Genomic DNA, 7504 nt, shown 5'->3' on the forward strand with positions numbered 1-7504 from the left:
ACGACGGATGCCGCGACCCCCGGAGGGACCGCGGCATCCGGTGCGTCAGGTGCGCGTCAGCGCTTGCCGGCGATCTTGCGGCTGACGATGTCGCGCATGATCTCGTTCGTGCCGCCGTAGATCCGGTGCACGCGCGCGTCGAGGAAGGCCCGGGCGATGGGGTACTCGGTGATGTACCCGTAGCCGCCGTGCAGCTGCACGCAGGTGTCGAGGATCTCCCACTCGCGGTCGGTGGTCCAGAACTTCACCTTCGCGGCCTCTTCGCCCGTGAGCTTGCCCTCTTTGTAGGCCATGAGCGCCTTGTCGAGGTAGGCCCACATGACGTCCACCGTCGTGGCGACGTCGGCGAGCTTGAAGCGGGTGTTCTGGAAGTCGATGATGCGCTCACCGAAGGCCTCGCGGCTCTTGGTGTACTCCACCGTCCACGCCAGCGCAGCCTGCGAAGCGGATGCCGCGGCGATGCCGATCGACAGACGCTCGAGCGGCAGGTTCATCATCAGCTGGACGAAGCCCTGGCCCTCGGTGCCGCTGATGAGGTTCTCCTCGGGCACGAACACGTCGGTGAACGACAGCTCGGCGGTGTCGTGACCGTGCGAGCCCATCTTGTTCAGCTTCTTGCCGTGGTCGAAGCCGGCCATGCCGTTCTCGATGATCAGCAGGCTGAATGCGTCGGGGCGCGTGCCTTCACCGGTCTTGACGAAGGTCACCACGATGTCGGCGGTCTTGCCGGAGGAGATGAACGTCTTCGCGCCGTTGACGATGTAGCCGCCGTCGACCTTCTTGGCGGTGGTCTTGATGCCGCGCAGGTCGCTGCCGGCGCCGGGCTCGGTCATCGCCAGCGCGCCGAGCACCTCGCCGGTGGCCATGCGGGGCAGCCACTTCTCCTTCTGCGCCTGCGTGCCCATGTGCACGATGTAGGGCACCGCGAGGTCGTCCTGAATGCCGAAGGCACCCGCGAGCGACCCGGCACCGGCGCCGATGACCTCTTCGTTGACGATCGTGCGGAAGCGGTAGTCCTGCAGCATGCCGGCGCCGCCGAACTCCTCGGGCACCGAGAGCCCGATCAGGCCCGACTCGCCCGCGGCGAGCATGGTCTCGCGGTCGATCTCGCCGTCGGCATCCCACTTCTCGCGCTTCTCGTTCGTCGCGTACCGCTTGATGAACTCGCGGACGACCTCGCGGAATGCCTCGTGGTCCTCGTCGTAGATGTCACGCTCCATGCGCAAACCCCCTTCGGTTTGTGGGCGGACGGGCCGCCATGCTGCTCACAGTCTCGGTGCGGCCGCGCGCTCGGATGGGCGGCGCCGCCATGCCCTGAGTCTAGGCCGTCGGGCGTCCGGCGCGTAGACCTTCGTGAGATCCGATGCCGCGACCTGCGGCACTGAGTACCGCCGCATGAGTGGGCGCCTCGCTTCCGAAAACAAGTGGTGCGCAGGCGTCTCCCAACTGCTAGCGTGTGGTCTGACCACATAGACCGAAAGGCGATCATGCCCTCCCTGTTCGATGAGTTCCAGCTGAAGGACCTCACTCTCCCCAACCGAATCGTCATGGGTCCGATGACCCGCGCCAAGGCGACGCCCGAAGGCGTTCCCACCCCTCTGATGGCGCTGCACTATGCACAGCGAGCCTCGGCGGGGCTCATCATCTCAGAGGGGACCTGGCCCGAACGGCGCGGGCAGGGATACTTCGACATCCCCGGCATCGCGACCCAGGAGCAGGAGGATGCCTGGCGGGTCGTGACCGACGCCGTGCATGCGAAGGGCGGCCGGATCTTCCTGCAGTCCGAGCACACCGGCCGCGTCGGACACGAAGTGAACAACGGCGGACTGCAGATGGTCGCGCCGAGCACCGTGCCTGCCGACGCGATGATCTTCACCCGTCAGAGCGGGTACTCCCAGATGACGACCGACCTGCACGCACTGACCACGGCGGAGACCTGGGACCTCATCGAGGACTACTACAAGGCCGCAGTGCGCACCAAGGCCGCCGGCTTCGACGGCATCGAGCTGCACGGCGCCTCCGGCTACCTGCCTCACCAGTTCCTCTCGGACGAGGCGAACCAGCGCACCGACGAGTTCGGGGGCACCCCCGAGAAGCGCACCGAGTTCATCATCCAGGTGCTTCGCCGCCTGATCGAGGCGTGGGGCACGAGTCACCGTATCGGCGTGAAGATCTCCCCGAACATCCGGTACAACGGCATCGCGGAGAACGAGGTGGAACAGACGTACTCGGTCCTCCTGGACCGACTCAACGACCTCGACCTCGCGTACGTCGCCTTCCAGACCCCCGAGAGCCTGCGGACACTTGCCAACCAGCCGAACGACGAGATCGTCAACGGTGAGATCTGGCACCGCTTCCCTTACGAGTTCATCCGGGAGCGCTACAACGGCACGGTGATCGCCTCCGGCGACCTGACGAAGGAACTCGCCCAGAACGCCCTCGACGCCGGCAAGGCGGATCTGTTCGTCTTCGGTCGCGCCTACATGTCCAACCCCGACCTGGTCGAGCGGATGCAGAACGACTGGCCCATCAACGAGACCGACCTGAGACGCGGCTACGGCGGCGGCGAAGAGGCGTACACCGACTACCCCACGTGGGAAGAGCAGCGGGCCGCGTCGGAGCTGACACCCAGCGGCGCCTGAGCCAGGCGTCGGCACCGATCCACGCCCCCGCCCCCGGGCCGCGCGCCGACTAGTCGGCGTAGTCCGGGGCGGGGGCCAGCTCGAAGAATTCCTCGAGCGAGTGGAACCCGCCGTCGTGGTACGCCCGCGCGAGATCGACGCCCACGTAGCGCAGATGCCATGGCTCGTAGGCGTAGCCGGTGATGGGGGTGTAGCCATCCTCATACCGGACGATCCAGCCGTGCTCCCACGCGTGCGCGCGGATCCACTGGTCGGCGGCCGTGCCGGCGAGATCGTCGAGGCCACCACAGCCGTTGCCGCACGGGACGACGTCGATGGCGAGCCCGGACTGGTGCTCGCTGTATCCCGGCCGCGCGCTGACCAACTCGGTCGCCGCCACCCCGCGCTGTTCGACGTGCGCGTTGTAGATCGACTGCTGCATGCCGAACGAGCGGTATCCGCTCTGCACGCCGAACTCGGCGCCCGCGATGCGCGCGGCGTCGGACATGCTCTGCAGGGCCGCCGCGGCATCGGCCCGCAGGATCGCCTGATTGCCGCCGGGGACCGACCCCGCTGCCACCAGCGACGACGGCGCGTAGTCCGGCACGGCGTAGGCGCGGAGCTTGTTGACGACGACCCAGATACGGCCCGGATCGGCGAGGTCGATGCAGGGCGCCGCTCCCCGCGCCACGGCCTCACGGAACGCGGGCGCACCCCCGGCTGCGGCGATCACGGCGACGTCGTCGCCGGCCGCCAGGGCCGCCGCCACCGCAGCGTCGGCGCAGATGCCCTCTGTCGGTTCTGCCGATGGCTGCGCGTCGGCCGAGGGGGCAGCCGTCGCGGTGCCGACCATCGTCGGCACCGGAAGGGCCGTGGCCCAGGGCACCGGCGCCGCGCTTCGAGCGGACTGGGCGTCGACGGCGTCTTGTTCGCCGGCCGCGCCCAGCAGCGCAGATGTCAGCGCGATCACGCCCCACAGCACCAGTGCAGCCGCACCACCGAGCACCAGCGCTCGTCGCCGACGCGCGGCCCGACGGGCGCGGCGGCGTGACGACGGCGCGCCGACTCCCGCCGTGCGCAGCGCGCGGCGGGATGCAGGCGGTTCGGGGTCCGTCACGTGTCCATTGTCCCCCGCGCCGGCGCGACGCGGGAGCACCGCCCACGGGCGCGCCCGCGTTCGATTCCGATAAGGGTGCGCATTGACATAGTGTCGAAGTTCTGTTCCCATGGAACGATGCGGTGGCAGGGGCAGGAACTCGGAGTCGTGGATGCCGATGCGCTCCCTGGGATGGAGCGCATCGACGGCCTGGTGCGTTCGGTGACGACCCCCGAGTTCGCCGGGATGACATTCCACGAGGTGCAGTGCAAGAGCGCTCTGAACCGCGTGCCGGCGGTCTCGGCGATGCCCTTCGACTGGACCGTCAACCCGTACCGCGGCTGCAGCCACGCATGCGTGTATTGCTTCGCCCGCGGCACGCACGAGTACCTCGACATGGATGCCGGAAGCGACTTCGACTCGCAGATCGTCGTCAAGATCAACGTGGCCGACGTGCTGGCGCGCGAGGTGCGGCGCGGATCCTGGGCGCGCGAGACGGTGGCCCTCGGCACCAACACCGACCCCTATCAGCGAGCCGAGGGGCGGTACGCTCTCATGCCCGGCGTCATCGGCGCGCTGACCGAGTCGGGCACGCCGTTCTCGGTGCTGACCAAGGGCACGCTGATCCGCCGCGATCTCCCCCTGCTGCGAGAGGCGGCAGCGCACGTTCCGGTGTCGCTGGCGATGTCGATCGCGGTGGCCGACGAATCGCTGCGTGCGGCCATCGAGCCGGGGGCGCCGTCGTTCCAGGCTCGACTGGAGACCGTGCGCGCTGCGCGCGAGGCGGGCTTTCGGGTGACGGTGTTCCTCATGCCGATCGTGCCGCACCTGACCGACTCGGTCGCCGTCCTCGACGATGCGCTGCGGCGCATCGCGGAGGCGGGAGCCGGACGCGTGGTCTGGGGGGCGATGCACCTGCGCCCGGGCGTGAAGCCCTGGTTCCTGCAGTGGCTCGCCCGCGAGCACCCCGAGTTGGTGTCGTCCTACCACGGCCTCTACCCCGGGGCATCCGTCATGGCACCGAAGGCCTATCGCACCTGGCTCGCCCGGCGCGTGCGCCCCCTGTTGCGGCTGCACCGGCTGAACGGCGCAGAGGAGGACGACGAACCGCGCCGGCCGCCGCGGCCCGGCCCCGTCGTGACAACCTCGCGGGGCAAGGCGGCGGTGACGACGGCGGCTGCCGCACCCATGCTCTTCTGACGACAGACGCCGCACGGGGGCCGCCCGGCGCGCCTCATACCGGCCACGCCAGCGGGATGCGGAAGCGGATGCCGCCAGCATCCCGTCGCCGGTGCAGGAGAAGTCACCGGCGCAGGACGAACACCGCCGGAATCTCCTGCACCGCGCAGATCGCCTGCAGCGGAGACGACGCAGCGCCCCGGATCGCGAAGATCCGAGGCGCTGCGTTCAGGTGTCGCTGTTACGCGACGACGTCCGCCAGCTGGCGGCCCGACAGCTCTTCGAGCAGGTCGTCGCCCACGCGCACCTCGTCGAAGGGAGCCTCGATCTCGGCGCGGTCCAGCATCTCGGTCATGCGCCGACGGCGCTGACGCGGGATGAGGGTGACGACGGTGCCCGCGCGACCCGCGCGGCCGGTACGGCCGGAGCGGTGCAGGTACGTCTTGTACTCGTCGGGTGCGTCGGCCTGGATCACCAGGTCGATGTCGTCGACGTGGATGCCGCGCGCAGCGACGTCCGTCGCGACGAGCACACTGACGCGTCCGTCGGTGAGACGCTGCAGGTTGCGCGTGCGCTTGGCCTGGTTCAGGTCACCGTGCAGGGCGACCGCGGGGATGCCCTGGTCGTCGAACTGCTCGGCGAGCATCTCGGCGTACGCGCGGGTGCGGGCGAAGACGAGCGTCTTGCCTTCGCGGTCCACCAGCGACGACAGGATCTCGGCCTTGTCGCGGTGGTCGATCACGAGCACGCGGTGGTTGATCGTGCTGGAGTCCTGGTCCTCGCCGGCGACCTCGTAGACGGCCGGCTCGACGAGGAACTCGTCGACCAGTGCAGCGACCTCGCGGTCGAGCGTGGCCGAGAACAGCAGCTTCTGCGCGCCGTCGGCGACGAGGCGGAGGATCCGCTGCATGGGCTCGAGGAATCCGAGCTCCGACATGTGGTCGGCCTCGTCCAGCACGACGATCTGAACCTCGGAGAGGTCGAGCTTGCCCTGTGCGATGAGGTCTTCGATGCGACCCGGGGTGCCGATGATGATGTCGACGCCCTTCTTCAGCGCACCGACCTGACGCGCCTGGGGCACGCCGCCGTAGATCTGGGTGGTGAAGATACCGACGCTGCGGGCGATCGGCTGGATGGTGCGGTCGATCTGCAGCGCGAGCTCGCGCGTCGGAGCGAGGACGAGCGCCTTCGGCTTGCGGCCGAACTCACGACGCTTGCCGTCCTGCGAACGCAGCAGCGACTCCACGAGGGGAGCGCCGAAGGCGATGGTCTTGCCGGAGCCGGTGCGGCCGCGGGCCAGCACGTCCTTGCCCTCGAGGATCGGGGCGATCGTGGCCGCCTGGATCGGGAAGGGGCTCGGCGCGCCGAGGTCCTTGAGCACGCGGACGATGTTGTCGCCCAGGCCAAGGCTCGAGAAGCTCACATCTGCGACCTCGACGGCCTGCACGGCCTCGGCCTGCAGACGCTCGTGCACAACGTCGACGTGGTCCTGCTGGGCCTTCGTCTTGGACTCGGCGTTCCAGTCCGAGCGTGCCGGACGGTCACCCGAATCGCGGCGGGGACGGTCGTCGAACGAACGCGCCGGGCGGTCGCTGAACGAACGAGCGGGACGGTCACCCGCGTCGCGGCGGGGACGGTCGTCGTACGAACGAGCCGGGCGGTCGCTGAACGAACGGGCCGGACGGTCACCCGCGTCGCGGCGGGGACGGTCGTCGTACGAACGAGCCGGGCGGTCGCCGAACGAACGGGCCGGACGGTCATCACGCTGCGGGCGGTCGAACGAACGCGCCGGGCGGTCGCTGAACGAACGGGCCGGACGGTCATCGCGCTGCGGGCGGTCACCGAACGGACGAGCCGGGCGGTCACCCGCGTCACGGCGGGGACGGTCGTCGTACGAGCGAGCCGGGCGGTCGCTGAACGAACGGGCCGGACGGTCATCACGCTGCGGGCGGTCACCGTACGAGCGGGCCGGACGGTCGTCGTGGGAACGGGCCGGACGGTCACCGGCATCGCGGCGGGGACGGTCGTCGAACGAGCGAGCCGGGCGGTCATCACGCTGCGGGCGGTCGAACGAACGCGCCGGACGGTCGTCGTACGAGCGGGCGGGGCGGTCGGCGGCGTCACGGCGGGGACGGTCGTCGAAGCGGCGGGCGCCGCGGTCATCGCCCTGAGCGTGGGCGCGGATGGTGCGGGCCTCGTCGCGGCCGACCTTCTCCTGCGCCGACCAGCGGCGCTTGGGCGCGGCATCCGTCGTCTGCTCCGGGGCGCGGTAGCCGCGGTGGCTGGGGCTCTTGGAACCGGCGGTGCCGGTCGATGCCTCACCGGGACGGCGCTTGCGGTCCTGGAAGCTGGTCTTCGCGCCGTAGCGGGGCTCGAAGTTCTTGGCCGGACGGCCGCCTGCGGGCTTCTTGCTTTTGGGCATGGATATGTCCTTCTGGGTTCTCTTTCACACGAGAACAGCACCCGCTGGCACGCAGGTATAACCCGGACATCCGTCGGCCGGGGCCATTATCGATAGTGGTCATGCACGTCGATCGACGCCCACCATCGGCCCCTTGGACTCACAAACCCATCCACGCGCACCACGCGCAGTGTCCGAAGCCGACCA

General features: G+C 69.6%; 5 protein-coding genes. 2 read left to right on the top strand and 3 right to left on the bottom strand.

Annotation, left to right across the window (positions count from 1 at the left end):
- Nucleotides 1-56: 56 nt before the first annotated feature.
- On the bottom strand, nt 57-1220 hold the full coding sequence (locus tag NQ160_RS14685) for an acyl-CoA dehydrogenase family protein (RefSeq protein WP_257515946.1): 1164 nt from the start codon (nt 1218-1220) through the stop codon (nt 57-59).
- 267 nt (nt 1221-1487) lie between these two features.
- On the opposite strand from NQ160_RS14685, the gene NQ160_RS14690 reads away from it, so the two are divergent.
- On the top strand, nt 1488-2642 hold the full coding sequence (locus tag NQ160_RS14690) for an alkene reductase (RefSeq protein ID WP_257515947.1): 1155 nt from the start codon (nt 1488-1490) through the stop codon (nt 2640-2642).
- 49 nt (nt 2643-2691) lie between these two features.
- Here the strand turns inward: NQ160_RS14690 and NQ160_RS14695 are convergent, their stop codons facing one another.
- Nucleotides 2692-3738: a M15 family metallopeptidase gene (locus tag NQ160_RS14695; protein WP_257515948.1), complete on the bottom strand. Its 1047-nt coding sequence runs from the start codon at nt 3736-3738 to the stop codon at nt 2692-2694.
- 117 nt (nt 3739-3855) lie between these two features.
- On the opposite strand from NQ160_RS14695, the gene NQ160_RS14700 reads away from it, so the two are divergent.
- On the top strand, nt 3856-4917 hold the full coding sequence (locus NQ160_RS14700; protein ID WP_257515949.1) for an Rv2578c family radical SAM protein: 1062 nt from the start codon (nt 3856-3858) through the stop codon (nt 4915-4917).
- A gap of 220 nt (nt 4918-5137) precedes the next feature.
- Here the strand turns inward: NQ160_RS14700 and NQ160_RS14705 are convergent, their stop codons facing one another.
- Nucleotides 5138-7318 (bottom strand): DEAD/DEAH box helicase, encoded by a 2181-nt coding sequence (locus NQ160_RS14705; protein ID WP_257515950.1) that lies wholly within the window; start codon nt 7316-7318, stop codon nt 5138-5140.
- Nucleotides 7319-7504 lie beyond the last annotated feature (186 nt).

The sequence above is a fragment of the Microbacterium sp. zg.Y909 genome (assembly GCF_024626565.1).

Excerpts from the sequence above, each read along its gene's own strand:
- NQ160_RS14705 (WP_257515950.1), bottom strand. The coding sequence starts at position 7,318 with ATGCCCAAAAGCAAGAAGCCCGCAGGCGGCCGTCCGGCCAAGAACTTC.
- NQ160_RS14700 (WP_257515949.1), top strand. The coding sequence starts at position 3,856 with ATGCGGTGGCAGGGGCAGGAACTCGGAGTCGTGGATGCCGATGCGCTC.
- NQ160_RS14690 (WP_257515947.1), top strand. The coding sequence starts at position 1,488 with ATGCCCTCCCTGTTCGATGAGTTCCAGCTGAAGGACCTCACTCTCCCC.
- NQ160_RS14685 (WP_257515946.1), bottom strand. The coding sequence starts at position 1,220 with ATGGAGCGTGACATCTACGACGAGGACCACGAGGCATTCCGCGAGGTC.